The following is a 26,449-nucleotide window of genomic DNA, read 5'->3' on the forward strand; positions in this document are numbered from 1 at the left end:
ACCGAAAGCGCTTGTTGCGCTAAGTCCGTTGGTGCCTTTTCTAATCGTCCCCATCTGGGCGCCCCTCTGTGGACGCCCTCATTCGGGGAGGGCAACGGTGGCAATCCATTCCTTTCAATCGGAGGCGAATTCGCGCGGTGCGCGAATGCTGCGTAGTGCTCTTGGCCCAGCGATCGCCGGATACCTCGAGGATCAATCGATCATCGAGGTAATGCTCAACCCAGATGGGCGGCTGTGGATCGACCGTTTGTCGCATGGCCTGACCGATACAGGCGAAACTCTGTCCGCAGCGGATGGCGAGCGCATTGTTCGTCTGGTTGCGCACCATGTAGGCGCCGAAGTGCATGCCGGCGCGCCACGGGTCTCGGCCGAATTGCCTGAGACCGGCGAACGCTTCGAAGGGCTCGTGCCCCCAGTCGTTGCAGCACCGGCCTTTGCTATCCGCAAGCCCGCCGTCGCCGTGTTTACGCTGGATGACTACGTCGTCAAAGAGATCATGACATCGGAACAGGCCAACATCCTGAAAAGCGCAGTCGCCTCACGCAAGAACATCCTCGTCGCCGGCGGGACATCGACCGGCAAGACAACATTGACGAATGCGCTCTTAGCCGAGGTGGCAAAGACTTCTGATCGGGTCGTGCTGATCGAAGATACCCGCGAACTTCAGTGCAAAGCGCCCAATCTCGTCGCTTTGCGTACCAAAGATGGCGTGGCCACGTTATCGGACCTCGTTCGCTCCTCGCTGCGACTGCGTCCTGACCGGATTCCAGTCGGCGAAGTTCGCGGTGCTGAAGCACTCGATCTGCTCAAGGCCTGGGGCACCGGCCACCCCGGCGGCATCGGCACTATTCATGCGGGCACTGCGCTCGGTGCCCTGCGGCGGCTCGAGCAACTCATCCAGGAAGCCGTCATCACGGTTCCGCGCGCCCTGATCGCTGAGACCATCAACCTCGTTGCTGTGCTTGCGGGGCGCGGCGCTGACCGTCGCCTCGCTGAGCTTGCTCTCGTCACCGGGCTAGGGCCCGCCGGCGACTACGACCTTTCATCAACAGGAGACTGACATGCGTCCGCAATTTCGCTTTCCTCGAGATGCCGCTTCACTGGCCATGTCCGGGATGCTTCTTTTGGCGTCGGCACCGGCCTGGGCTGCCGGATCGAACATGCCGTGGGAGCAGCCACTCAATCAGATCCTGCAGTCGGTCGAGGGGCCAGTCGCCAAGATCATTGCCGTCATCATCATCGTCGTAACCGGGCTCACGCTCGCGTTCGGAGACTCGTCGGGTGGTTTCCGCAGGCTGATCCAGATCGTGTTCGGTCTGTCGATCGCGTTTGCCGCCTCGAGTTTCTTCCTTTCGTTCTTCTCCTTCGGCGGCGGCGTGGTGATCTGATGGATGAACCAGTCACAGGCTTTGTCGTGCTCGTTCATCGCGCGCTCACTGAGCCAATCCTGATGGGCGGCGCGCCACGGTCGGTCGCGATCGTCAACGGTACGCTTGCTGCAGCCTTGGGGCTCGGGCTTCGGCTCTGGATCGCGGGCCTTGTCCTGTGGTTCATCGGCCACATGGCCGCCGTCTGGGCAGCCAAGCGCGATCCTGCGTTTGTCGACGTCGTGCGCCGACATCTTCGCATTCCCGGCCACCTCAACGCCTGAGCTCTCTACCATGATGAACCTTGCCGAATACCGCCATTCCAACGCGCGTCTTGCGGACTTCTTGCCGTGGGCCGCCATAGTCGACGAGGGAATCATCCTGAACAAGGACGGTTCGTTTCAACGGACGGCGAAATTCCGTGGCCCCGACCTCGACAGCGCGGTCCCGGCTGAGCTTGTCGCCGTCGCCGGTCGTCTGAACAACGCCCTGCGCCGCCTCGGATCAGGTTGGGCCGTATTCGTCGAGGCACAGCGCCATTTTGCCGGGGCCTATCCTCCGAGTACATTTCCGGATGTCGCATCCGCACTGGTCGACGCCGAGCGCAGAGCTCAGTTCGAAGAGGCGGGCGCCCACTATGAGTCCAGTTATTTCCTCACCTTTCTCTATCTGCCCCCCGAGGAAGGAGCCGCCAAGGCAGAACGACTGCTTTACGAGGGGCGTGATCGCACTGTTGGAGCCGACGCGCGCGAGGTGCTGCGCGGGTTTGTCGATCAAACCAACCGCGTGCTGCAACTCGTCGAAGGGTTCATGCCGGAGTGCACCTGGCTCGATGACCAGGATACTCTGACCTATCTGCACTCGACGATCTCGACCAAACGTCATCGGGTTCGAGTGCCCGAAATTCCCATGTACATCGATGCGCTCTTGGCCGACCAGCCGTTGACCGGCGGGCTAGAGCCGATGTTGGGCTCAGCCAATCTTCGGGTCCTAACAATTGTCGGCTTTCCGGGCGCCACGACGCCGGGAATCCTAGACGACCTGAATCGCCTGCCATTCTCTTATCGTTGGTCGACCCGGGCGATCATGCTCGACAAGACAGACGCCACCAAGCTGCTGACCAAGATTCGGCGGCAGTGGTTCGCCAAGCGAAAGTCGATTGGCGCCATTCTCAAGGAGGTCATGACCAACGAGGCGTCGACGCTGCTCGATACCGACGCCCACAACAAGGCGCTCGATGCTGACGCAGCGTTGCAGGAACTGGGGTCCGATCAGATCGGACAAGCCTTTGTCACCGCGACCATCACTGTCTGGGACCGCGATCCCAATGCCGCCGATGAAAAGCTGCGGCTGGTCGAGAAGGTAATCCAGGGGCGTGATTTCACCTGCATGATCGAGACGGTGAACGCCGTCGAAGCCTGGCTCGGCAGTCTGCCGGGGCATGTCTATGCGAACGTGCGTCAGCCGCCGGTTTCGACCCTCAACCTCGCCCATATGATTCCGATTTCCGCCATATGGGCCGGCGAGGCGAGGGATCTGCACTTCAAGGGGCCGCCCCTCCTGTTCGGCAAGACCGAGGGATCGACCCCGTTCCGATTTTCCCTCCACGTCGGCGACGTCGGCCATACCCTTGTGGTCGGACCGACGGGGGCCGGCAAGTCGGTACTGCTCGCTCTGATGGCACTGCAATTCCGCCGCTACCCGAACTCCCAGATCTTTGCGTTCGATTTCGGTGGTTCGATCAGGGCGGCCGCGCTCGGCATGGGCGGCGACTGGCATGATTTGGGCGGTGCTTTGTCTGACGGAAGTGATCGGCCCGTCGCGCTGCAGCCGCTGGCTTGGATCGATGATCCCTCAGAGCGCGGATGGGCCACCGAATGGATCTGCGCGATCCTGGCACGGGAAAAAATCGAGATCACCCCGGAGGTCAAGGATCATCTGTGGTCGGCGCTGACGTCTCTCGCCTCGGCGCCGATGCAGGAACGCACCCTGACCGGCCTGTCAGTCCTCCTCCAATCCAACTCCCTGAAACGTGCGCTGCAACCCTATTGCGTGGGTGGTCCCTCGGGGCGCCTGCTCGATGCCGAATTCGAGCGCCTTGGCGAAGCGTCGGTCCAGGCATTTGAGACCGAAGGCTTGATCGGAACGAGTGCTGCGCCGGCCGTGCTGGCTTACCTCTTCCATCGTATTGGGGACCGTCTCGATGGTCGGCCGACGCTCCTTATGGTCGATGAGGGTTGGCTTGCCCTCGATGATGAGGATTTCGCGGGGCAGCTCCGGGAGTGGCTGAAAACGCTTCGGAAAAAGAATGCCTCCGTCATCTTCGCTACCCAGTCGCTCTCGGATGTCGACGGCTCAGCGATCGCGCCGGCGATCATCGAAAGCTGCCCAACTCGCTTATTGCTGCCGAACGAACGGGCGATCGAACCGCAAATCACCGCCATCTACCGCCGCTTCGGCCTCAATGACCGCCAGATCGAGTTATTGAGTCGGGCAACGCCAAAACGCGACTATTACTGCCAGTCCCGTCGCGGCAACCGGATGTTCGAACTCGGGCTTGGTGAGGTTGCGCTCGCATTCACCGCGGCCTCTTCCAAGACAGACCAAGCTGCCATCGCGCAGCTCTTCGCCGAACATGGACCTGACGGCTTCGTGCCGGCCTGGCTCCAGCACCGTGGCGTCGCCTGGGCCATAGATCTAATTCCCAATCTCGTCAATCTGGAGAAATCGCCATGAGGCGTCTTGCCCTATTGGCCGCAGCCGGCGTCACTGCGCTGGCGCTTGGCGTTGCGATCCCCGCACGGGCGCTGATCGTTTTCGATCCCAACAACTACGTTCAGAATGTCCTGACCGCTGCGCGCGAGCTTCAGCAGATCAACAACCAGATCACCTCGTTGCAGAACGAGGCGCAGATGCTGATCAATCAGGCGAAGAATCTGGCGAACCTTCCGTATTCGTCGCTGCAGCAATTTCTATCCTCGATTCAGCGGACCCAACAGTTGCTGGCGCAGGCTCAGCGCATCGCCTACGACGTCCAGGAAATCGATCGCGCCTTCTCGACCAGCTACGCGCCAGCCACCAGCAACCAGTCGAACCAGCTGCTGGTCGCCAACGCTCAAGCGCGATGGCAAAATTCCTATGCCGCGACGCAAGACGCGCTTCGCGTCCAAGCCGGCATCGTTGGTAACCTCGACACCAATCGCATCCAGACATCCGCGCTCGTGACGTCAAGCCAGGGGGCCGCCGGCGCGCTGCAGGCAACGCAGGCTGGCAATCAGATCCTCGCGCTTCAAGCGCAACAACTTGCCGATCTCACGGCGGCCACGGCGGCGCAGGGCAGGGCGCAGAGCCTCGAAGCGGCGCAGCGCGCCGCGGCCCAGGATCAGGGTCGAGAGCAGCTCAAGCGCTTCCTAACACCAGGACAGGGCTATCAATCCTCCAATGTACAGATGTTCCACTGATGACCGACGTAAAGGCATTCAAGGCGCTTTCGCTGCTTACGACAATCGGCCTAGTGGCCGTCGCCGCCTGCACGATTCAGCTGCGCGGACTGGACGCGTCTCGGTCGGCACCGAAGGCGGAGCAAGGGACCGATGCAGCCAGCTCCGAGCTCGCACGCTGCCGCGGTGTCACTCCAGAGGACACAGTGGGTTATCGGCATTGCAAGCAGATTTGGGACGAAAACCGGCGTCGCTTCTTTGGCAAAAGAATCGGCCCAGCAGACCCTGGCCAGAATGATTCCTTCGCAGGGCTGGCGCCCGCCCCAAAGGATCAGAGCCGGATCCCGCAAGCATATCCGCAACCGGCGACACCCGAGGCGAGCAAGCCATGACGGGTACCGGGATCATCGACCAGTTCTTGGAAACGTTTACGCGTTATATCGATAACGGATTCGGGTTGCTGGGCAGTGACGTTGGATATCTCGCGACGACACTCGCCGCGATCGACATCACTCTCGCTGCGTTGTTCTGGAGTTGGGGAACTGACGAGGACATCATCGCGCGGCTCGTCAAGAAGACCCTCTTCGTGGGCGTCTTTGCCTACCTCATCGGCAACTGGAACAACCTGGCGCGCATCGTTTTCGAGAGCTTTGCCGGACTTGGGCTGAAAGCGTCGGGTGCAAGCCTATCCGCATCCGATTTCCTGAGGCCGGGAAAGATCGCCCAAGTCGGACTCGATGCCGGCCGACCACTGCTCGATTCGATCTCGAACCTGATGGGTTACATCAGCTTTTTCGAGAATTTCGTTCAGATCGTCGTTCTCTTATTCGCATGGGTCGTGGTGCTGCTCGCCTTCTTCATTTTGGCGATCCAACTTTTCGTCACTCTGATCGAGTTCAAGCTTACGACGCTGGCCGGCTTCGTGCTCATTCCATTTGGTCTGTTTGGCAAGACCGCCTTTGCCGCTGAGCGGGTCCTGGGCAATGTAATATCTTCGGGGATAAAGGTTCTGGTCCTAGCTGTCATCGTGGGCATCGGTTCGACCCTGTTCTCGCAGTTCACCTCTGGTTTCCGAGGTGCTCAGCCGACCATTGAAGACGCAATGACGCTAGTGCTCGCGGCGCTCTCCCTGCTGGGCCTCGGCATCTTCGGTCCGGGTATTGCAAACGGCCTGGTATCTGGCGGACCGCAGCTCGGCGCCGGTGCGGCGATTGGATCGGGTTTGGCTGCTGGCGGGCTTGTTGCGGCAGGTGCTGGTGTAGCGGCCGGTGCTGGTCTCGCTAGTGGCGCGATTGCAGGCGCCGCGCGCGGTGGCGGCGCTGTCCTAAGCGGAGCGTCAGCCGCCTATCGAAACGGCGGCCTTGCCGGCGTCGCGGAGGCTGGCGCTTCGGCTGCCATGAGTCCTTTGCGTCGCGCAGCGGCTGCCGTCGGAGGTGAGCAAGCGGGCGAACGGGCGGCGAGCACCTCGGCCGAGGGGCGGCCTGATTGGGCGCGCCGGATGAAGCGTGCCGAGACTATTCGGCATGGTGCTTCGGCTGCCGGCCACGCGGTCCGCTCGGGCGATCACGGTGGCAGCGGCTCCTCCGTCGATTTGTCCGAAGGAGAGCGCTGAGACGCACCACTGTACCTACGCCGCACAGCAGCACCTCAACCCTTCCATCGCCCGACTTGAAACCGATCACTCGATACCAGGGGCAACCATCGATGTTCAAACGAACTTCCGTTCATTACGGGCGCATGCCCGCACCGGTCACGCCGTATCAGAAAGCAGCTCAAGTTTGGGACGAACGCATTGGATCAGCGCGCGTGCAAGCCAAGAACTGGCGCCTGATGGCATTCGGCTGCTTGATGTTGTCAGCCGGTCTCGCAGGTAGCCTTGTCCGGCAGTCGAATCAAGGCTCGATCACGCCCTGGGTGGTCGAAGTCGACCATCTTGGCCAGGCCCAAAGGGTCGCGCCGGCCAACATCGACTATCAACCCACTGATGCACAGATCGCCTACCATCTGGCGCGCTTTATCGAGGATGTCAGGGGCCTTCCGGCCGACGGCATCGTTCTGCGCCAAAACTGGCTCCGGGCATACGATTTTGCAACCGATCGCGGCGCCGCTGCGCTCAACGACTACGCGCGCAACAATGACCCTTTTGCCAAACTGGGTAAGGCGCAAATCTCCGTCGACGTGTCGAGCGTCATTCGCGCGTCTTCAGAAAGCTTTCGGGTCGCATGGATCCAGCGCACCTACGATAATGGCTCGCTGAGTTCGACCGAGCGTTGGACCGCAATTCTCACCGTCGTGATCGAGATGCCGCGCGATGCCGAACGCCTGCGCAAGAATCCCCTTGGCGTCTATGTCCGCGCCATCAACTGGTCAAAGGAGTTGAGTCAGTGACCAAGACCCCGTCTTACGTTTATTCGAAGCGTCCTATCGTGTACAGTAGGTGCAATTCGACTTGGTCCGAGCTCGTGACATCGAAGCGAGCATTTCTATCCGCTCTTCTGGTTTGTTCGTCGGCGCTCGGTGGGTGCGCGACCTACATCCCGCCACAGATCAGCTATGACGCGGAAATCCCGCCGCCGCCGGCGCCGCCAGCGCCTCTGGATGACAAGTCGCGACCGCTTCACGTTCCACCGCTCTGGAAACCGGCTCTCGGCGGCAAGTCAGGAGGGAAGGAAGAGCCCGACCCTGTGAGCCGGGTTGAGACGGCAAACAGCGCAGCCCGGGTCGAACCGCGGAAGCGGGGATATTTCAACGCAGCGCAGATCTACGCCTACAGTCCCGGGGCGCTCTATCAGATCTATGCCGCGCCGGGGCAGATCACGGACGTCGCGCTCGAGGAGGGAGAGCAACTGACGGGATCAGGGCCCATCGCGGCCGGAGATACCGTACGCTGGGTCGTAGGCGATACTGAGAGCGGGAGCGGCGATACGCGACGCGTCCATATCCTGGTCAAGCCGACCCGCGCATCGATCGAGACTAACCTCGTTGTCAATACCGACCGGCGCACCTACCTCATTGAGCTCCGCTCCCGCGAGCGGCCATATATGCCGTCTGTTGCCTGGTACTATCCTGAAACAGCGCGCGAACGATCCCGTTCAGTCGCTCTGAGACCCCCTCTTCCGGATCCAGGGCAGCGTATCTCCCGCTATGCCATTGAAGGGGACAGTCCACCCTGGCGGCCGCTCGCCGCATACGACGATGGCCGCAAGGTCTACGTCGAATTCCCTAAAGGTATCGTCCAGGGAGAGATGCCACCGCTCTTTGTCATCGGCCCTGACGGGAAGACCGAGCTCGTCAACTATCGCGCCTACGGTAACGTGTTAATCGTCGATCGGCTGTTTGGAGCAGCTGAACTGAGGCTCGGCAGTGAGCGCCAGCAAAAGGTCAGGATTGTCAGGACCGACGGGAGGCCGTCGTCATGATCAGCCAGAGTGGAAACGATCACGAGCAAGCAGATCCGCCGGAGACACAAGAGGAGCAGTCCAAAAGCTTCCGACTGAGAGCGGAGCATCCGCGCGTGACACGGTTGTCGCGAAAAGTCCTGGCCGGAGGGAGTGCGCTTGCCCTCTTTGTCATTGGTGGAGCAGTCCTGTGGTCGCTGCAGAACAATCGTCCCCGAAACCAGGCGGCCGATGAACTCTACAGCACTGACCATCACAATGTTGCCGATGGCCTTACGACGCTGCCGAAGGATTATGCTGGCGTTCCGCGCCAGCCAATACCGCAGCTTGGTCCGCCACTCCCTGGCGACCTCGGTCGGCCAATCCTTGCTGCCCAAGGCCACTCGCCGGCGATCGGGGCTGATGCGGAACAGCAGCGCCGAGACCAGGAGACGGAGGCAGCCCGCATTAGCCATTTGTTCGCTCCGACCAAGGGAGGAGAAGGACGTCCGCCTGCCGCTGCGGCTGTTGAAGGCGACCGCGTCGCGTCGCCGAACTTATCGAGCACTGGCGACGACGGATTGGCGCAGAACGGTCAAGACCGAAAGCTTGCCTTCGTGAATGCTTCTGTGGACCGTCGCACGGTCAGCCCCGACCGCATCACCAAGCCGGCTTCACCATATGTCGTGCAGGCTGGGACGGTCATTCCGGCAGCCCTGATTACCGGGATCCGATCGGACCTGCCGGGCCAAATTACCGCGCAGGTCACCGAGAATGTTTTTGACACGCCGACCGGCCGCTTTCTGCTTGTGCCTCAGGGAGCGCGTCTGATCGGCACATACGATAGTCAGGTTACTTTCGGCCAGTCCCGTGTCCTACTGGTCTGGACGCGGCTGATTATGCCGAATGGACATTCTATCGTTCTCGAGCGGCAGCCTGGCGCTGATAGCGCTGGGTATGCGGGTCTGGAAGACCAAGTCGACAATCACTGGGCAGAGCTATTCAAGGCTGCGGCACTATCGACGTTTCTGGCGGTCGGGACCGAACTAGGGGCTGGTTCGGACACCAATAGCAACGACAGCGCCATCATCCAGGCGTTGCGACACGGCGCCTCCGACTCACTAAACCAAACCGGACAGCAGGTGGTTCGACGCAGTCTCAATATCCAGCCCACTTTGACCGTGCGGCCTGGTTTCCCGGTTCGTGTTCTTGTCAATCGTGACCTCATAGTTACGCCGTATAGAGGGTGACAACATGCCAAAACTCAAAATAGGAGAGCTTCCAGACGACAAGCCGGTCAAAGTGAGTACGGAGCTGCCGGCGGCCGTGCATCGTGATCTCATTGCATATGCAGAGGCCCTTTCGCTTCAAGGTGGTCAAGTCGTCGAACCGACTAAGCTTATCGCCCCCATGTTAGCGCGCTTTATGGCCACCGATCGAGGGTTTTCTAAACTGAAACGTCGAGGCGACGCACCGGTCGCCGGCGCAGGACAGTGATGCCTAAGGTTTCTCAAAGCTGTCGCGCGACGCTTAATGCGATGCATAAACCTAGGCGCCGCCGAGTTTGGGCCGCTATTCCGTTACCTTCAGGCGCGTTACACTGCTCCGGCCATCTACGCTGATGGGCACGTCACCATCGATCGTGGCCCGACGTACGACGCGATGCTGGTCACCGTAATCGTTGACTGCGTAATGCTGTGTTGCGCGATTGTCCCATATCGCGATATCGCCCTCTAGCCAGTTCCAGCGCACAGTGTTTTCGGGCGCGGTGACGTGAGACTGGAACAGATCGAACAGCTTTTGTCCGTCGTACTTAGGGACCCCAATAAAGTGCTTCACCAAGGCGCCGAGCACCAGCGCCCGCTCGCCTGTTTCGGGGTGGACGCGCACGACGGGATGCTCGGTCTCAAAAACCGTTCTGGTGAACACCTCGTCAAAGTGTCTCTTGTCGACCTCGCGGACGCGCGCGATTCCGGCGTAATCGAAAACGTTGCTGTGAACGGCCCATAGTTCCTCTGCAAGCCGCTGTAGCGGTGCCGGTAGATCAAGATAAGCAGCCGCTGTGTTCGACCACACGGTGTCGCCTCCGAACGTTGGCATTACAACGGCTCGTAGGACCAAAGTTTTGGGATAGGCTTCGGCGAAGGTCCCATCCGCATGCCAAACATCGGCGCGACCGCCGCCGCGACTGGAGTCCAGTTCGAGGAGCGACGCCATCCCCTTGGTAGGACCGAGCATCGGATGGGGAACTAGCTTTCCAAGGCGAGCGGCAAAGCGCTCATGCTCGGCGTCATTGAGATGTCCTTGATTGCGGAAGAAGATCACCTTGTGCTCGAGCAACAAGCTGTTAATAGCGTCGATCGTGTGGTCCGGTAGATCGCCCGATAGCTTGATATTTTTGACTTCGGCACCGATGCGCGCTGCACGCTTCACAACATCGGTGCCTGAAATGACGTCACCGATCACAGCCGTTCTGCTCATGTTGTTTTTCCAAGCCCCTCGCAGTGTCTTCCTCGCCTCTCGGTAGCGAATGATTCCAGCAAGCATCGTGCCATGTGACGGACTCAGACCGACCGCGTAGACTCACATGGGCGCCGAACGGATCGCGATATTTGGCGCAAGCTTTCGGACTGAACTGACTGATAGTTCGCCCGTGTGACGAAAGAACTTGATCGCCGACCACTCTCGTCGAATGGTGTGAAGACCAAGCGGACAGCAATAGCGCGCCAACCGGCAGCTTCTTCTGTTATGCTCTTGTGGTGACTCATCCGATCGGAAGAATGCAATGCTTCTGCAAAATGGGTAATAATTCGTGATGGTCATGAATCATGTAATCAGGCCCCGCGGCGCGCAAGCGTGCTTCGGAAACGAATCCCCCCATTATTGATACGTTGATAAGACCGAGATTGCGGGCAATCTCCGTCTCAACTGGCATGTCACCCACGATGACGGTTCTTTGTGGAGGTATATCATTGGCCTGCATATACAAGCGCAGACGTTCTTCCTTGTTCACGCTCTTAAACTGGGTTGCGCGGTTCTCAAATGCCAAAATGTCCGTGACGTGAGTCTTGATTCCAAGTCTTCGCACTTGTGCGCGAATTGGTTCAACAATGTGATTGCTGACAATAATGGTGTGAACGGCTCTGTGATCAGCGGCGAGCAAAACATTTCGTGCCCCTTTGCGTAAGGCAGCGTTGCGCGCCAAGAATTCGTAAGTGTCATGAAAAATGGCGCTGTCATTTCTCTCCACGACGTCGATTTCATCTTTCGACATGTCTAGGTTGCGGAAGAGAACCGAAAGAGGGAGTTCGAATTCCTCTCGAAGCCTGCGCATATCTACGGTTGCGCGACCGAATCGGCTCAAAATTGCATTGATGGTTTGAAGCACCGCATTGGCATCATCGAGCAGCGTGCCATTCCAGTCGAACACAATCGCGGATTTCATGGGCGAATGAACCTAAGGCAAGTACCGCGGCGGTAAATGCATTTGCGATCGGACAATTGCGGGTCCGTATGTCTAGTATTGCGCCCGGTCAAGTAAACGCGCGGATCGCTGTTCTGTGTAGGACGCGCGAACTAGGGAAGAAGAGCATGACCGTTTTCCTCTGTATCTTTGAAGCTGATCTTTGCTGGAGCAATGGTCGTGCCAACGCCGCAAGCGCGCAGTAAGCGGCAAACTGTGCTTTGAAAAATCTGAACCCGACGCGCAGTGTGGCGATCCTGACATGACCTTACGTCGCTGTCAGAAACGGACCAAGATTTTTACGGTGGACCAGCCACAGCATAGAGCTGGCGACGCCGACGTATCTTGTTTTCGTCATTCGGCGGTCGGATCCCTCCCGCGCCAGCAATGAAATGCATGAGTAGTGAAAAGACTTGGCTTACTGTTTTAGCTGGCTACCCAGACAAGCCCGAGGGTGGCGCTTTGGAGCAGTCGTGGAGTAACTCGTCACCGACGCAGTCAAGGAAGTTGGCGAGCGGCAGGTCCGGTCGATGGCCGGGTGCAATCGGTGCCGATCGTGGGCGCCGCCAGATCACTTTTTCCGAAGACGTCATCAGAGTCGGTCTTCTGAAAGAACTGAGCTTGTTACGTAAAAACCAGTGTTCATGCGGCAGAGTTTAGGGGCGCTCGGAAATCGCTAGGATTGCTTCTCCTTGCGATCAGATGCTGATTTTGAACTTAGTCAGGTCACATTGCAGCTCGCCGGCTCGACATCTCAGCGAGCGCCGTTCTCGTCAGGAAATGCCGCAACGAAATCGCAATGAATTGGGTGAAACGACCGTGAACAAAACGGGACGGGAGTGGCCACCACACAAGAAAAATCAATAAGTTAGAAGATGCTCACTGCGTTCGGGACGCAGGGGTCGCAGGTTCGAATCCTGCCACTCCGACCATTCTTTCAAGCACTTATAGTTTCTGTGTTTTTCGTGCGCAACGACATGCGCGTCGATTTGAAGCGCGGCTGCCATGTCGGTCGATTTCGGGGCGCCGGTCCCTGATATCGGTGAGTCGGGACCATTGGAGCGCGCGAGGGGAACAGCCCCTGACGTGATGTTGCGTAGCACGTCACCAAGCACCACACGGTCTCCCTTCGGACCTTTCGGCTGGTCCTGTCCGCATCAAAGCACGAATAGCCCGCCGCGAGTAGTGCTCAGCTTGAGGTGCAAATACCCGTCAGGGGTTGCCGATTTCAAAGGCCAGCAGAACGTTGCCGGGCAGGCCGCTCCATTGCGCGTAGCCGGAATTGACGTACAGCATGCCGTCGACGACGACCGGGCCGGGTCCGTCCATGGCGCCGCCATGGGCCGCAACGCCGTTGACCGTGGTGTAGTCGCGGGCGGTGTCGATTTCCCAAAGCAGCCGTGCGTCATCGGTCGCGTAGGCGCGCAGGAAGCCGCTCACGCCGCCGGAGAAGACGACGCCGGGAATGACGGTGACCGCCGCGGAGAGCGCGGGGCTGCATTGCGGGCGGTCGCCACAGGCCACCGGCGCCACCTGCATCGTGATCTTCCCGGTCGCAAGATCGAGTCCGAACAGGCCGCCGCCTTCGCTTGAATTCAGACGTCGCGTGCCGTCCCTTAGAAATCGCACGTCCGAATTGGCGACATAGATTCGGTCCTGGTCGGCGGCGGAACCCCACTCGGTCCCGCCCAACGGGCCTCCCTTGCCGATCCGCGTCTGCCACAGGATGTTGCCCTCATGGTCGGGATCGAGCGCGTGGACCACGCCGGATTTTTGGCCGATCACCAGCACGCGCTGTCCGTTGCGCAGGCTCACCAGGATCGGCGATTGGCCGAAGTCATGGTCGGGGCCGCGGTCTTCCGGACAATTGCTCTGATCGGTGCCGAAACACGCAACGACGAAGCTGTCTTTCGGCGTGGCCTGCCGATGCCACAGCATTCGGCCGGTCGCGAGATCGAGCGCGAGGATGGCATCGCTGGTGTCGGTTGCCGGGTCGGCATAGCTGTTCGAGGTCGCGACATAGAGCGCCTGGCGCTGCATATCGATCGTCGGCGCGGACCACACCGACGCGCCGGCCGGACCGAACAGCTGGGTCCCGAGGGCGTTCGCCCGTGTCGGATGCGGCGCCTCGGGGATCGTGTAGGTCTTCCAGATCTGTGCGCCGGTCTCGGCCTTCAGCGCAACGACGCTGCCGCGAAACGTGCAGCACTGGTAGGTGGGGCGAGACCCGATGGCCTCCTCGATCGATGAAACGCCGACATAGACGACGCCGGCATAGAACACCGGCGCACCGGTAATCCGCGCGGCGACATGATCGTCGACCTTGCTCTTCCAGATCAGCTTGCCGGTCGCGGCATTCAGGGCGTAGACGTTGGCACGCACGTCACCAAAGAAGATGGCAGGCTGGCCGTTGTCCAGCGGGGCAAAGCTGATGGCCGTCCGCACCGGCGCCTCGGTCGGAAACTCCCAGCGGGTGCATCCGCTCTTGGCGTCGAGGGCGTGGACCTTGCGGTCGCCGCCACCAACGAACAACAAGCCGCCAACCACGCTCGGCTGCGCGTTGGCATTCGACGTGTCAGAAAATCCGAACGCCCATTTCAGGCGCAGCCGGGAGACCTGGTCTTGCGCGAGGCCGGCCATTGCCGCCGGCTGAAACCGGCTGTTGTTGATGTCGGTGCCCCAGCCGTTCCACCGAGGTCCGTCGATCGGCTGCGGAAAGCCGGTCTCGTTCTGCGCGCATTGGCCTGCGTTCTCGGCCGCTGCATGCGAAGCGACCTTTCCGGTGATGAGTGAGGCGATCGCGGCGCGCTCGTCATTGCTCAGTCCCTGCGCGAAGGACGCCATCGGGCCAGTGGTGATCGCACCAAGCACCTCGTCGAACGATCTGGATTGCAGCGCGGTGCGGCTCGGCGCGCGAACACCCGCATTGCTGCTGTCGTGACATTGCGCGCAGCGTTGCGCGTAGAGGTCGGCACCGCCTTGCTGCGCAGTTGCAGGCAGGCAAGAGGAGATCAGGGCGACGGCGATCGCAGCACTCAGTTTCATCGTGATTCACCGGCGTTGGCTTTGATGATGAGAGCGATTGCAGTGTAGCACAACCTTCCGGCTGCATCGTGCCTGGCGAGGCCGGCGGCATGTAGGGCGGTGCAAGATCCGATCGCCGCCGCCCCCGATTCGAGCGTCGGGGACGGCTATTTGCTGATCCGCCGCAGCCTGGCTCGAGAAACCGCCTGCCTAGCTGCAGAATCCTCGCGCGCGCCGGACCGTATCGGACGGATACAGGCCGAAGGCCGTGCGGTACACCGCAGCGAAACGGCCCATATGCGTAAAGCCCCACTTCAGGGCAACTTCGCTGACCGGAAGCACGTTCTCCGGTCGCGACAATTCGTCGTGGATGGCCTCCAGCCGAATTTGCCGCAAATAGGCGATCGGCGTCGTGCCGTGAATTTTGCGGAAGCCCAATTGCAGCAACCGGCTGCTGACCCCAACTGTTGCGGCAATATCCGATATCGTCAGCGGCAGATGCGGATTGGCCCGCATATACTCGACCGCACGCCGAATGTAGCGCGGCGGCGCATCCAGCGGGTGGCGGCTCAACCGGTCCGTCAACCGATGAGGAACGTTCTCAAGGATGAGCTGTATCGCTGCTTCCGATAGCAGCGCACTGGCTTTCGGAGAGCGTACCAGGATCCCGTCATACAAACCGGTGGTGCTCGTGCGGACAAGCTGAAGAAGTGTCTGTCCAATGCCGGTCGACAAGTCGACGATCGGCGTCAGATTGAGATCTTCCAGCGCCGTGCTCCCGAACGTCGCAGACAGCACCTTGGTAACCACGCCCGTATGCAAGGTGAGCGTGACGCTTGAGTATCGTCCATCGACCGCTTCAACCCGCTGCGCTTGCATCGTCGGAAGCGGCACGATGGCGATCTCGGAAGGAGTCCGCTGGATGCTCTTTCCTGCAATGAGCATTTCGGCCTGGCCGGCATTCAGCAGGCTTATTGCAAGCTCCCCGGCGGAATTCTCGTATGAATAGCGCCAATCCCAACCGGCCGACAGATCGGCCCGTACGACGTCAATTTCCGCGCCAATGGCGATATCCGCATGCCAGTGAAACGATTCGTCAGGCCGCGGCGAGGAATGCGCCTTGATCCCGTGGGGGTGGAGCATTTCAAGAAGTTCTTGAAACGAAGATCCCGATCGCGTGGGAGGTGCAGCGAGTACGTCTTCGACCATCAAATCCAGCCATCGGATGTTTGCTGTTCGCGGATTGCCGGATCCATCGGACCGGTTTTCCACTGTTGCGCCACACGCATAGACCGCATCACCACACTAGCACAGCTTGGTGATTTCGGGTCGCGTGCCCTTTCTCACAATTCCTTCAATATCCGAATACCGAACAGAATATCCGGATCGCGCAATCGAGCCGTGAAAGCTGACATTCGATCTAATCCGCTCGCCTGCATCGCGCGAACGTTCCGATTCAATCCGTCGCGGCGACGCTCGAGAGCACCAGCGGATGCACAGCATCCGCGATCGCTTGTCCTAGCCACAATCCGAACGCCTCCATCCGGAATGCGACGTCGTCCATGGACTCGTAGCCCATTTGGCCTAAATCGTCACAACCAACTCAAACGGGTTATGAAAGCATGCTTACAAGGATTACTTGCGTACTCGCGCTTACGGTTCTTTCGTCCATGCCTGCGCTGGCCGATGGTTGCGCAGATCACGTCCAGAGCACCGGCGTTCCCATGGTGACGGGCATGACGCACAAGACCTGGATGACCTTCCCGTCGGTCAATCCCGGTGCTGCCCTCGACAAGGTGTCCCGCGCCGTTCTGGCGGAGGGTTTTGTCGGTGTGAACGTCGACAAGAAACTCGGTACGGTGACCACCCAGCAGGAGACCACCGGATCCGGCCGGCCACAGACGCTGCAGGTCGTCGTCCGCAAGGACGGCAAGGGCAGCCGCGTCGATGCGACCTTCATCTTGCCGCCAGGACAGTTGGCTCCAGGTGTCGGCGACAACCTCTGCCGCGTCGTGAACGCAGCGGGCCAATGAACTCCGCCCATCCGTGAAGCAGGCTGACGCGCGAATTGTAACCGGCCGCGCGTGTCCGGGTGTCGTCCGGTCCGGGACCGGGCGAGCCCATCCATGTCGAGGGAATCGGGACGCAGGTGCCGGCCTGCGCCCACAGCAATGAAGCAGGAGATATGATGCGTAGGGCTCGCGTTGTGAAAGTTGTTTTGATGGCCGCCACCGGTGCGATGGTGTTTTCGGCCCCCGCCATTTCGGCTCCGCTGCAGCACAGTGCCGGCGTCGCCGCTGCCGCGCCGTCGTTGACCGAGAAGGTCTGGTGCCGTTACGGGCAGTGCTATGACAATGGTGGCGGCGCTGCGGTCGGCGGACTGGTCGGTGGCCTCATCGGCGGCGTCATCGCGGCCGGCGCGGCCAACGCCGCCGCGCAGCAGGAAGCTGCCGCGGCCCAGCAGCACGCGGCGTCCTGCGCCCAGCGCTATCGCTCGTACGACGCGGCGTCGAATACGTTCCAGGCAAAGGACGGCCGGCGGTATCTCTGCCAGTGAAACTGCAGCAGGCTTGCGGCACAGGAACGGGGAAGCGAAACCGCCGCTCCAGACAATCACCCTCGGCGCCGCGCTGAGCACGAATGGAGCTCCGGCCAGTGAGCCGGAGCAGGTTTTCGAGCGCCCCGGGAGCCGCAAACGCGGCTTCTGCCGGCGAATTGGCCAGGACCTTTGACTGAACGGGTTCCCGCTCCGCGCCTGGATGCGCGGATCGCGGGGCTTCATCGGGAATCGCAGAGCGGGCGGCCAGGGCGGCTTCTGACCCGATCGTTTTCTATGCTATCACGCGATCCGTCGAAACTGCGCTCGTGGCAGGATCTGCCCGAACCTTACGAATCCGGATCTCGATGATGTTGTCGCTTCCCAAGACCAAAATACGCGTGCTGCTGCTGGAGGGCGTGAACGAATCCGCGGCCCGGATGTTCGAGGCGAACGGCTATACCGAGCTGCAACGTCTGCCCAAGGCGCTGGGGCCCAAAGAGCTCAGGCAGGCGCTGTCGGGCATCCATATGCTGGGAATTCGCTCGCGGACCCAGTTGACCGCGGACATCCTGGAGGCCGCCGACCGATTGCTCGTTGTCGGCTGCTTTTCGGTCGGCACCAACCAGGTGGATCTCGACGCCGCGCGGAAGCTGGGAATCCCCGTATTCAACGCGCCATACTCCAACACCCGCAGCGTCGCGGAGCTGACCATCGCCGAGATCGTGATGCTGTTCCGCCGGATCTTTCCGCGTTCGGTCTCCGCACATGCCGGCGGCTGGGACAAGTCCGCCGAAGGCAGCCGCGAGGTGCGCGGCAAGACGCTCGGCATCGTCGGCTACGGCAACATCGGCTCGCAGCTGTCGAACCTCGCCGAAGCGATGGGCATGCGCGTGATCTATTTTGATCAGACCGACAAGCTCCGCCATGGCAATACCGAGCCCGCCGAATCGCTCGACGCGTTGCTCGCGGCCAGCGACGTCGTATCGCTGCATGTGCCGGAAACGCCGGCCACCGCCAACATGATCGGCGCGGCCCAGCTCCAGCTGATGAAGCCTGAGGCCTATCTGATCAACAACTCGCGCGGCACCGTGGTCGATCTCGATGCGCTGGCACGCGCACTGCGTGAGGGCCGGCTGGCAGGTGCCGCGGTCGACGTGTTTCCGGTCGAGCCGGTGTCGAACGAGGCGCGCTTTGTCTCGCCGCTGCAAGGTCTCCCCAACGTCATCCTCACGCCGCATGTCGGCGGTTCGACGGAAGAAGCGCAGGATCGCATCGGCGGCGAAGTTGCGCGCAAGTTGATCGACTATTCCGATGTCGGGTCGACCTTCGGCGCGGTCAATTTTCCGCAAGTGCAGTTGCCGGCGCGACCGACCGGCACCCGTTTCATCCATGTTCATCGCAACGTTCCCGGCGTCATGCGCCAGGTCAACGACGCGGTCTCCCGGCACGGCATCAACATCCTGGCGCAATATCTGCAGACCGATCCGGAAGTCGGCTATGTCGTGCTCGAGACCGACGTGGTCGGCGGCGAGGGCGAGGGACTGCTGGCCGATTTGAAAGCCATTGACGGCACGATCCGCGTGCGGGTGCTGTACGACCAGAACCGGCCGCAGGGGTGATCGACTTCGTCAATCAGCCGAGAACCCGAACGGAACGCTCGAGGTCCTGAAATCGTCGGGAAGGATCTCGCGGCCGATCGGCGGCGCCGACCGTGCCGCGCATCTTGGCCGATGGCAGACCCGGCATGCGACGCCGATCGGCGTCGGCTCGTCGGCGTTCGGCCCCTGTCCGTCGCGCGTGTAGATCAACTGGCCCGCATGTTCGGCGGCGCAGCCGATCGCGATCGCCCGCTCGACGCGGATGGCGCCGAACGCGCCGCCGCCGGCGGTCACGGTGCGGGCGATCGAAAAGAACCGCTGCCCGTCGGGCAATTCCAGCCATTGCGTGACGATCTGGCGCGGCGTCTTGAAGATATCGTGCACCGACCACAGCGGACATGCGCCGCCGTGCTTTGCAAACGGGAAGCCGGCGCCGTCGAGCAGCTTGGAAATGTTGCCGGCCGGATCGACCCGGATCAGGAAGAACGGGACCTTCTCGAGACCCGGCCGTTGCAAGGTCGTGACGCGGTGCGCGATCTGCTCGAAGCTGGTGCCGAATTGACGCGCCAGCGCCTCCAGATCGTAGCGGCGCGCCTCGACCGCTTTCGCGAACACGGAATACGGCATGATGAGCGCGGCGGCGGCGTAGGCCGCAAGCGCACGGCGGGCCAGCAGCTCGGCGCTCTTGGTCGTGAACTTGCCGGCTTCGACGGCGGCGCCGATCTCGTTTTCCAGTTCCAGATAGGCAAGCTGCTTGGCCAGCTGAAAATTGAGGCCCGCGGTATCGAGCGAGTCCTCCAGCAGCAATTGTCTGCGATGCAGATCCAGTCGCCTGATCGAGCCCAGCATGACGTTCGGCGGCAGATAGCGGACCTGGAGTTTGTGCCGCTCCCGAAGCCGCTCGATGAATCCGGCGGGCCCGGCCGGTTCGTGGACGAGCCGCTCGGCGGCATCGTCGAGGCTGGCAAAATTGTTGCGGCGCGCGGCGAGGAAGCGCCGGACTTCCGCGACGGGATCGTTGGCGTCAAAGTTCTCCTGGCCCGGTGACGCGATCGCCAGGTCCGGAGCTCGTCGCTCCGCAAGCGCCAGCTGCTCCTCGCGGTAGGCGGTGTAGAGGCGCAGGAACGCCTCGGTCATCCCGGGATAACTGACCGCGAGGTCGCTGACCTCGAGCGCGGGGATGTCGATGTCGGCAAACATCGGTTCCTTCAAGATCGATTGCATGCGGGCGGTATGATCGGCGCCGCCATCGCCGGCGAGGTCGGCCAGATCGATCTTGTAGGTGCGGGCGAGCCGCAGCAGCATGTCGGCCGTCACCGGACGCTGATTGCGTTCCAGCAGCGCCACATAGGGGGCCGAGATTTCGAGATCGGCGGCCATGTCGGCCTGGGTCAGCCCGAGGTCGCGCCGCAGCCGGCGGAGGCGCGGGCCCATAAAAACGGAACGGGCGCTTGAGGTTACCATCGCCTTATTCCAATTCTTGTAAGATTCTTACAATAATACATCGGTTTCTTGTAAGTTATGACAAGTTTTCCGCGCCAGGTCTAGCTCCCGATGACGCCGCGCGTCACAAACGGTGCAGTTATTTCGTCACCGAAGGGATCACGGACATGAACTTCCAACCGCGCGGGATCAGCGACCGGGCCATCCAGGGACCGGCTTCGTATCAGAGCGAGATCGAGGCGGCCGAAGCGCTGCTCAAGACCAAGGACACCTGGAACGGCGTCACCGCCGAAGCCGTGGCGCGGATGCGCCTGCAGAACCGCTTCAAGACCGGTCTGGATGTCGCCCGCTACACGGCCGCGCTGATGCGCGCCGACATGGCGGCCTATGACGCCGACAGCACCAAGTACACCCAGTCGCTCGGCTGCTGGCACGGCTTCATCGCCCAGCAGAAGCTGATCTCGGTCAAGAAGCACTTCGGCAATACCGACCGCCGCTATCTGTATCTGTCCGGCTGGATGATCGCGGCGCTGCGCTCCGAATTCGGCCCGCTGCCCGACCAGTCGATGCACGAGAAGACCTCGGTGCCGGCTCTGATCGAAGAACTTTACACCTTCCTGCGTCAGGCGGATTCGCGTGAACTGAACGACATCTTCCGCGCGCTCGATGCGGCTCGCAAGGAAGGCGACAAGGCCAGGGAAAAGGCGCTGATCGAGAAGATCGACAACTTCCAGACCCACGTCGTGCCGGTCATCGCCGACATCGACGCCGGCTTCGGCAATGCCGAGGCGACCTATCTGCTCGCCAAGAAGATGATCGAGGCGGGCGCCTGCGCCCTGCAGATCGAGAACCAGGTCTCCGACGAGAAGCAGTGCGGCCACCAGGACGGCAAGGTCACCGTGCCGCACGAGGTGTTCATCGCGAAGATCCGCGCCTGCCGCCATGCGTTCCTCGAGCTCGGCGTCGAGGACGGCATCATCGTGACCCGCACCGACTCGCTCGGCGCCGGCCTGACCCAGCAGATCGCCGTGAGCCACAAGCCCGGCGACATCGGCGACCAGTACAACAGCTTCCTTGATTGCGAGGAAGTGACGTCCGCCAACGCGCGCAACGGCGACGTCATCATCAACCAGAACGGCAAGATGATGCGTCCGAAGCGTCTGCCCAGCAACCTCTACCAGTTCCGTCCCGGCACCGGTGCGGATCGTTGCGTGCTCGACTGCATCACCTCGCTGCAGAACGGCGCCGACCTCTTGTGGATCGAGACCGAGAAGCCGCATATCGAGCAGATCGCCAGCATGGTCGATCGCATCCGCAAGGTCATTCCGAACGCGAAGCTGGCCTACAACAACTCGCCGTCGTTCAACTGGACCCTCAACTTCCGTTGGCAGGTCTACGACGCGATGAAGGAAGCCGGCCAGGATGTCAGCAAGTACAACCGCGCCGAGCTGATGAAGGCGGAGTACGACGACACGCCGCTGGCGAAGGAAGCCGACGAGCGCATCCGTACCTTCCAGGCGGATTCGGCCAAGCGCGCCGGCATCTTCCACCATCTGATCACGCTGCCGACCTATCACACGGCTGCGCTGTCGACCGACAATCTCGCGAGGGAGTATTTCGGCGAGCAGGGCATGCTTGGATACGTCAAGAACGTGCAGCGCGCGGAAATCCGTCAGGGCATCGCCTGCGTCAAGCATCAGAACATGGCGGGCTCCGACATCGGCGACGATCACAAGGAGTACTTCGCCGGTGAGGCTGCCCTCAAGGCGGGCGGCGCCCACAACACGATGAACCAGTTCGGCTGATCGATCGAACGGATCATTCGACTATCGGCTGGACGGTCCGGCGCGCGAGCAGCCTGGCCTGTCCGCCGGCGGCGGGGCGATTTTCGACCACGGTGACGCGGTCGAGATCGCCCCGTGACGTTTTTGGGCTCGCTTCCCCTCAAGCCCGCCATTTGCAGAGGTTCGCGCGTTCCACGCGCGTGTGGTAACGCGTCGCTGCGATCTCGAGGGCATGCCACCTGATGAGTGTCGGGCACTACGCATCCGCCGTCACCGGCTCCGCCGTGATGGAACTGCTGAAGCCGTTCGATCCCCGCATCGTCGGAACGCTGCCGCTCGGCCTAGCCGTGCCGGGCAGCGACATCGATATCGTCTGCCATGCGTCCGACCCGAACGCATTCGCGGACATCGTTTGGGTTCACTATCAAGCGTGCGATGATTTCGTCCTCTTCCGATGGACCTCGGGGACGCGGCCGGTGATTGCCCGCTTTGTGTGCGACGGCTGGCCGTTCGAACTGTTCGGTGATCAACGTCCGGTGGAGCAGCAACGAGGCTGGATCCACTTCGAGGTCGAACGGCGGCTGCTTGCGCTTGATCATGGACGGCTGCGGCGAGCCGTCAGCGAGTTGAGGGCAGGCGGCCTCAAGACCGAGCCTGCGTTCGCTACCGTGCTCGGGATATCGGGCGATCCCTATCGCGGATTGCTTGAGCTCGCGGCCGAAACGGACGCCGAGTTACGTGCCCGGCTCGCGGCGTGCGATTTCTGATCGCAAGATTCATTCGCCCGGAACGAGGTGGCCGACCGGCTGCCGCGCCAGCCGCCGGTGCCTGCGACGGGACAGATAAAGCAGCAGGCCGGTCACGGCGAACAGCGGCATCATGGCGGCGGCCAGCATGAAGGCGAGCTTGCCGGGCCATCCCAGGATGGCGCCGCGGTGGATGTCGAGCACGCTGGCGAGGACGCGTTCGCCAAACGTCTTGTCGGCGTAGCGATCCGATGAGATGACGCGGCCGGTGAGGGCATCGATGCGGAATTCGTCACGCACGCTCTCGAGCGTCGAATCCCGCGGCCATGACCGCACGCGCACGGCCGTGCCCGCGCCGGCCGGCAGCGTCATGAGAGCCCTTCCGTAACTGTTGTTCTCCTGCTGCAGGAACGCCGACCAGACGTGATCGAACGCAAGCGGCTTTGCCTCGCCCTTCGTTTCAGTCTTGGTTTCACCCTTGCTCTCGGCCGTCGCGCCGCCGCGCGGCGGCTTGGACTGCATCGCCGCGGCCGCGGCCTGAGGCCGCGCGAACAGCCAGTTGGCGCCGGCCTTGTACCATTCGAACGAATACCACAAGCCGGTCAGCGTCATCACCAGATAGACCGGCAGCACCCAGGTGCCGATCACGGCGTGCAGCGAGCGATGCAGGCCGCGGCCGCGCAGTCCCAGATTCGGCTTCAGCCATGTCTTCACGCTGCGCGCACGACGCGGCCAGCGCAGCACGAGGCCGGTGATCAGCATCACGATCAGGCAGATTGCAGCAGTGCCGGTGATCTTGCGCCCGATGCCGTTGCCGTCGCCCGGCAACAGCAGCCAGCGATGCAGCCTGCGGACGGTTGCGAAGAACTCCTCGCCGCGCGGCGAGCCGAGCACGTGCCCATCATAGGGGTCGACATAGACCGAGGACGGCCGCGTGCCGCTTTCGCTGCGAGCGAAACGGATGCGGGTCGCGGCCGATGGATCGCCGACCATCGTCACGGCCGAGATCTTGCCGAAATCGCCCGCCGCCGCCAGCCGCGCGATCAACTCGTCCGGCGTGAGCCGCCGGGCCGCACTGGCCTCGACGCGCATCATCTGACTGTTCAGGCTGGCCTCGATCTCGTCCTCAAAGGCCATCGTCGCGCCGGTGAGGCCGACCACGGCCCACAGCAGCGCCAGCACAAGACCGACCAGGGAATGGACCTGCAGCAGTGCAGCCTTGATCGGGCGCCAAACGTCACTCATCAGAATTTCACCGTCGCCGAGAGCGAGAAGCGCCGCGCGTCGCCCATCGCGACCGTCAGGATGCTGTTGGCTGAAGGGTAGTAGACCGTGTCGAACAGGTTCTTGACGTTGAACTGGTAGATGACCGGGAACGACTGGACCTTGGTCTCGTAGGTCGCAAACAGGTCCGCGACCGTGTAGGCCGGCAGCACGAAGCTGTTCGCGGCATCGCCCGGCCGGTCGCCGACATAGCGCGCGCCGCCGCCGAGGCGAAGCCGGCCGGGCAGGGTGGTGCCGAAATCATAGACGAGGTAGAGCGAGGCGGTGTTCAGCGCGACGTTCTGCAATTGCTTGCCGGCGAGCGTCGGATCCTCGGTGACCCGCGCATCGGTATAGCCATAGCTGCCGATCATGCTCCAGTTATCAGTCAGACTGCCGGTAACGTCGAGTTCGACGCCGCGCGAGCGAACCTTGCCTGCGGTACGGTACTCGACGATGCCAGTCGTGGGGTCGAGCTGCGAAACCAGCACGTTCTTCTTGTCGATGTCGTAGAGCGCAAGCGTGCCGGAGATCCGCTTGTTGAAGTCGAACTTGACGCCGGTCTCCCACTGGGTGCCCTCTTCGGGCGCGATGTTGGAGCCGATCACGACGCCGCCGGTAAGCGGCGCGATGCTCGAGGTCGGTTTCAGCGATTGCGTGTAGCTCGCATAGAGCGAGACCTGGTTGGTGAGCTTGAAGATGGCGCCGCCGAGCGGCAGCACCTTGTCGGCCGAGACATTGGTATTGGTGATGAACGGGCGGCCCTTGCCGGCGAGCTGGTCGTAATCCATGTAGCGCACGCCGCCGACCAGCGCGAAGCGCTCGGTCAGATGCAGCGTGTCCTGGAAGAACAGCGACCACTGGCCGAGCTTGTCGGTCTGGGCGCTGTCGGCGGCGGACACCGTCGTCCCCGGCGTGATCAGCCCATAGACCGGATTGTAGAAGTTGAAGCTCGGGGTCGCCTGCCGGATCAGGTTGTCGCGATAGATCGTGCGGTACTGGCCGTCGCCGCCGAACAGCACTTCGTTGCGCATATCGCCGAGCCAGACATTGCCCTGCAAATAGGAGGTGCCGTAGCTGGCATTGCTGAGCGAGCCCCACGTGCCGTCATTGCTGCGGGTCTCGACGCCGGTCTTGGCGCTGACGCCGGTGATGCGGAGCTGGTTGGCGCTGAAGGTTTCGGTGTTGTAGCTGTAGGCCGCGAACAGCTTCCAGTCCTGGTTCAACCGGTGCTCGACCGACGCCTGCATCAGGTCGGAGGTGCCCCACATGTTGTTGAAGGGCTCGTCGAGCCGCCGCGTCGCCGGGATCGCCAGCGGCGCCTTGGTTGCGGGATCGAACGCAGTGCCGCGGTCGAACGGCGTGATGAATTCGCGGTGCTCATAGTTGAGCTGGATTGTGGTGTTCTCGCCGTACCAGGCCAGCGACGGTGCGACCAGCATTTCGCGATGGCGCCCGAAATTGCGCCAATAGTCCTCGCTCACGCCATAACCGATGAAGCGATAGGCAAGGCCGCGATCGCCGATCGGGCCGGTGATGTCGATGGTGCCGTCGGCTCCGGTCCTGGAGCTGGCGTAGGTCGAGCCGAGCAGGGTCACCGAGCCGTGCTGATAGAGCTCGGGGCGCTTGCTGATCGTGTTGACGATGCCGCCGGGATCCATGATGCCATAGAGCAGCGACGCCGGGCCCTTCAGCACCTCGACGCTTTCGACCGCTGCATCGAGGCTGCGGCCCTGCACCAGCGGCATGCCGTTGCGCATGATCGAGCCGTCGCGGTTGTCGCCGAAGCCACGGCGCATCACCGCATCCTGGGTGCCGGCCAGCGTATTGGCCTGGGTGACGCCGCTGACATTGGCCAGCGCGTCGTCGAGGTTGCGCGGCAGCTGATCCTTCAGCACCTGCTCGGGCACGACGTTGACCGTCTGCGAGGTGTCGAGCGGCGAGGCGCCGCTGCGCAGCGTGGTCGAGCTTGGCATCGCGCGATAGTGGAGCTTGGCTTCGTTCAGCACCGCGGCGCTGGCTGCCGCGCGCTCCGACGGTGTCGGCGGCGCCGGTTGGGCGTTCCGGCTGCGCTGCCGTGCCGCGGCGGCTGCCTGCGTTCGCTGCGCCGGCTTTGCCGCGGCGGCCGCCGGCTTGCGCTTCTGCGTCGGCTGGTCAACCGAAACAGGCGGCAACGGGACGCTCGATTGGGCGTTTGCCGGCGTTGCCGCGGAGGCGACATCGGTGAGCAGGAATACTGCGCCGATCAGCAGATGGGTGCGGCCCTTGTCGGCGGCATTTCGACGGTCGCCGACAAGGCGGCCATCAGCATTCACAGGCACTCTTGGACTTCCGATTCACGCGCACTTGGTCACGCCGCGCCTCTAGCAGTCGGCGCGCGCGAAAAGAACCGGAGCAAACTTGAA

The 26,449-nt window shown here is 62.1% G+C and carries 24 protein-coding genes and 1 tRNA gene; 17 read left to right on the forward strand and 8 right to left on the reverse strand.

The annotated features are described in order from the left end of the window. Positions 1–145: 145 nt before the first annotated feature. The 11 genes from trbB to XI02_RS12645 all read left to right on the forward strand — a co-directional run bounded on the left by trbB (position 146) and on the right by XI02_RS12645 (position 9,681). Positions 146–1,060: a P-type conjugative transfer ATPase TrbB gene (gene trbB, locus XI02_RS12595; RefSeq protein ID WP_016845878.1), complete on the forward strand. Its 915-nt coding sequence runs from the start codon at positions 146–148 to the stop codon at positions 1,058–1,060. 55 nt (positions 1,061–1,115) lie between these two features. Beyond that, complete coding sequence (locus tag XI02_RS12600; protein ID WP_240537001.1) at positions 1,116–1,388, forward strand: TrbC/VirB2 family protein; 273 nt, start codon at positions 1,116–1,118, stop codon at positions 1,386–1,388. After that, positions 1,388–1,651 carry a VirB3 family type IV secretion system protein gene (locus tag XI02_RS12605; protein WP_018270310.1) on the forward strand — a complete coding sequence of 88 codons (264 nt, stop codon included), beginning with the start codon at positions 1,388–1,390 and terminating at the stop codon, positions 1,649–1,651. The genes XI02_RS12600 and XI02_RS12605 overlap by 1 nt, the downstream gene beginning before the upstream one ends. Positions 1,652–1,661: 10 nt before the next feature. Next, on the forward strand, positions 1,662–4,103 hold the full coding sequence (gene trbE / locus XI02_RS12610) for a conjugal transfer protein TrbE (protein ID WP_028343872.1): 2,442 nt from the start codon (positions 1,662–1,664) through the stop codon (positions 4,101–4,103). Next, positions 4,100–4,828, forward strand: a complete 729-nt coding sequence (gene trbJ, locus XI02_RS12615; RefSeq protein ID WP_026192416.1) for a P-type conjugative transfer protein TrbJ — start codon at positions 4,100–4,102, stop codon at positions 4,826–4,828. Before trbE ends, trbJ begins: the two co-directional genes overlap by 4 nt. Next, positions 4,828–5,199 (forward strand): putative entry exclusion protein TrbK-alt, encoded by a 372-nt coding sequence (gene trbK-alt, locus XI02_RS12620; protein ID WP_016845887.1) that lies wholly within the window; start codon positions 4,828–4,830, stop codon positions 5,197–5,199. The genes trbJ and trbK-alt overlap by 1 nt, the downstream gene beginning before the upstream one ends. Further along, positions 5,196–6,419: a P-type conjugative transfer protein TrbL gene (gene trbL / locus XI02_RS12625; protein ID WP_028343873.1), complete on the forward strand. Its 1,224-nt coding sequence runs from the start codon at positions 5,196–5,198 to the stop codon at positions 6,417–6,419. The genes trbK-alt and trbL overlap by 4 nt, the downstream gene beginning before the upstream one ends. A 92-nt stretch (positions 6,420–6,511) precedes the next feature. After that, complete coding sequence (gene trbF, locus XI02_RS12630; RefSeq protein ID WP_038379344.1) at positions 6,512–7,195, forward strand: conjugal transfer protein TrbF; 684 nt, start codon at positions 6,512–6,514, stop codon at positions 7,193–7,195. Further along, positions 7,192–8,226 (forward strand): P-type conjugative transfer protein TrbG, encoded by a 1,035-nt coding sequence (gene trbG, locus XI02_RS12635; RefSeq protein WP_028344502.1) that lies wholly within the window; start codon positions 7,192–7,194, stop codon positions 8,224–8,226. Before trbF ends, trbG begins: the two co-directional genes overlap by 4 nt. Further along, positions 8,223–9,434: a TrbI/VirB10 family protein gene (locus tag XI02_RS12640; RefSeq protein WP_038379346.1), complete on the forward strand. Its 1,212-nt coding sequence runs from the start codon at positions 8,223–8,225 to the stop codon at positions 9,432–9,434. The genes trbG and XI02_RS12640 overlap by 4 nt, the downstream gene beginning before the upstream one ends. A gap of 4 nt (positions 9,435–9,438) precedes the next feature. Beyond that, positions 9,439–9,681: a DUF2274 domain-containing protein gene (locus XI02_RS12645; RefSeq protein WP_075968962.1), complete on the forward strand. Its 243-nt coding sequence runs from the start codon at positions 9,439–9,441 to the stop codon at positions 9,679–9,681. Positions 9,682–9,756: 75 nt separating this feature from the next. On the opposite strand, the gene XI02_RS12650 is transcribed toward XI02_RS12645, so the two are convergent. Together XI02_RS12650 and XI02_RS12655 are read right to left on the reverse strand one after the other, a co-directional pair. Then, positions 9,757–10,665 carry a TauD/TfdA family dioxygenase gene (locus XI02_RS12650; protein ID WP_026192417.1) on the reverse strand — a complete coding sequence of 303 codons (909 nt, stop codon included), beginning with the start codon at positions 10,663–10,665 and terminating at the stop codon, positions 9,757–9,759. A 283-nt stretch (positions 10,666–10,948) separates the two neighbouring features. Continuing rightward, the gene (locus XI02_RS12655; RefSeq protein WP_016848237.1) at positions 10,949–11,629 is read right to left on the reverse strand and encodes an HAD family hydrolase; all 681 of its coding nucleotides are present in this window, start codon (positions 11,627–11,629) and stop codon (positions 10,949–10,951) included. An 847-nt stretch (positions 11,630–12,476) separates the two neighbouring features. Here XI02_RS12655 and XI02_RS12660 point away from each other — a divergent pair. Further along, positions 12,477–12,579: transfer RNA gene (locus tag XI02_RS12660), tRNA-Ser, on the forward strand. A gap of 280 nt (positions 12,580–12,859) precedes the next feature. Here XI02_RS12660 and XI02_RS12665 read toward each other — a convergent pair. From XI02_RS12665 to XI02_RS45980, 3 genes are all read right to left on the reverse strand, one after another. Further along, positions 12,860–14,692 (reverse strand): PQQ-binding-like beta-propeller repeat protein, encoded by a 1,833-nt coding sequence (locus tag XI02_RS12665; protein ID WP_172648450.1) that lies wholly within the window; start codon positions 14,690–14,692, stop codon positions 12,860–12,862. A 189-nt stretch (positions 14,693–14,881) separates the two neighbouring features. Beyond that, entirely contained in the window at positions 14,882–15,943 is a 1,062-nt protein-coding gene (locus tag XI02_RS12670) for an AraC family transcriptional regulator (protein WP_244980744.1), read from the reverse strand. A 184-nt stretch (positions 15,944–16,127) separates the two neighbouring features. Beyond that, positions 16,128–16,250, reverse strand: a complete 123-nt coding sequence (locus XI02_RS45980; protein ID WP_016848234.1) for a hypothetical protein — start codon at positions 16,248–16,250, stop codon at positions 16,128–16,130. A gap of 157 nt (positions 16,251–16,407) precedes the next feature. On the opposite strand from XI02_RS45980, the gene XI02_RS12675 reads away from it, so the two are divergent. The 3 genes from XI02_RS12675 (at position 16,408) to serA (ending at position 18,829) form a co-directional block, all read left to right on the forward strand. Beyond that, positions 16,408–16,704, forward strand: coding sequence for a hypothetical protein (locus XI02_RS12675; RefSeq protein ID WP_244980743.1), 297 nt, complete (start codon positions 16,408–16,410; stop codon positions 16,702–16,704). Between the two features lie 155 nt (positions 16,705–16,859). Then, a complete protein-coding gene (locus XI02_RS12680; protein ID WP_172649229.1) occupies positions 16,860–17,228 on the forward strand; it encodes a BA14K family protein in 369 nt (122 codons plus the stop codon). Positions 17,229–17,575: 347 nt separating this feature from the next. After that, positions 17,576–18,829, forward strand: coding sequence for a phosphoglycerate dehydrogenase (serA, locus tag XI02_RS12685; RefSeq protein WP_194483402.1), 1,254 nt, complete (start codon positions 17,576–17,578; stop codon positions 18,827–18,829). Positions 18,830–18,838: 9 nt separating this feature from the next. Here the strand turns inward: serA and XI02_RS12690 are convergent, their stop codons facing one another. Continuing rightward, entirely contained in the window at positions 18,839–20,272 is a 1,434-nt protein-coding gene (locus XI02_RS12690) for a short-chain fatty acyl-CoA regulator family protein (RefSeq protein ID WP_026192420.1), read from the reverse strand. Positions 20,273–20,418: 146 nt separating this feature from the next. Here XI02_RS12690 and XI02_RS12695 point away from each other — a divergent pair, with 146 nt between their 5' ends. Next, positions 20,419–22,056 carry an isocitrate lyase gene (locus tag XI02_RS12695; protein WP_069279393.1) on the forward strand — a complete coding sequence of 546 codons (1,638 nt, stop codon included), beginning with the start codon at positions 20,419–20,421 and terminating at the stop codon, positions 22,054–22,056. A gap of 266 nt (positions 22,057–22,322) precedes the next feature. Then, positions 22,323–22,802, forward strand: a complete 480-nt coding sequence (locus XI02_RS12700; RefSeq protein WP_244980741.1) for a DUF4269 domain-containing protein — start codon at positions 22,323–22,325, stop codon at positions 22,800–22,802. Positions 22,803–22,811: 9 nt separating this feature from the next. On the opposite strand, the gene XI02_RS12705 is transcribed toward XI02_RS12700, so the two are convergent. After that, on the reverse strand, positions 22,812–24,026 hold the full coding sequence (locus XI02_RS12705) for a PepSY domain-containing protein (protein WP_172648447.1): 1,215 nt from the start codon (positions 24,024–24,026) through the stop codon (positions 22,812–22,814). Then, a complete protein-coding gene (locus tag XI02_RS12710) occupies positions 24,026–26,359 on the reverse strand; it encodes a TonB-dependent siderophore receptor (protein WP_172649228.1) in 2,334 nt (777 codons plus the stop codon). Before XI02_RS12710 ends, XI02_RS12705 begins: the two co-directional genes overlap by 1 nt. Between the last annotated feature and the right edge of the window lie 90 nt (positions 26,360–26,449).

Origin of the sequence: Bradyrhizobium sp. CCBAU 21365, from assembly GCF_015291305.1 — a bacterium.
GTDB lineage: Bacteria > Pseudomonadota > Alphaproteobacteria > Rhizobiales > Xanthobacteraceae > Bradyrhizobium > Bradyrhizobium elkanii.